This is a genomic window from Vibrio sp. Y176 (assembly GCF_033438945.1).
Window position 1 is genome coordinate 1 of the sequence record NZ_JAWOQS010000958.1, and the last position, 560, is coordinate 560.

Genomic DNA, 560 nt, shown 5'->3' on the forward strand with positions numbered 1-560 from the left:
GATTTCCAGACTTCCTCGTTGGGTGGAATATGGCGCGTTTCTACTTGCCCTTCTCGCGGGCTGCGTCAACGCCGTTGGTCTTCTCGGCTTTCAACATCAAGCGATAACGCATCTTTCCGGAACCGTAACTCAGCTAGGGAATAGCCTATTAACAGGTATGGATAATTCCATTCACCTGCTCTTTATCGTATTCAGCTTTTTGATTGGCTCTGCGTTTAGCGGCTTCTTTATTGAGAGTAGCGCTTTAAAGCTTGGCCGACGCTATGGTGTGGCACTTTGTATTGAAGGGAGTTTGTTACTGTTAAGTTTAGGCTTCTTGGTCGAGGGCGACTCCTACGGCCAATACTTAGCGTCAGCAGCATGTGGTTTGCAGAATGCGATGATCACCACTTTTAGTGGCGCAGTTGTCCGAACGACACACATGACGGGGATCATTACCGACCTTGGCATTATGATTGGTGAGAGCTTACGAGGACGTCAATTTGACCGCCGTAAAGCTAAGTTGTTTCTATTCATCTTCTTTGGTTTTTTACTAGGCGGGAGCGTCGGCGCTGCATTAT

Annotated in this window: 1 protein-coding gene; it reads left to right on the top strand. The window is 47.9% G+C overall.

Translation table 11 applies throughout. The features are described 5' to 3' along the window. Window position 1 precedes the first annotated feature (1 nt). The coding region (locus R7O13_RS29625; protein WP_318305560.1) for a YoaK family protein at window positions 2-560 on the top strand (559 nt) is incomplete at its 3' end.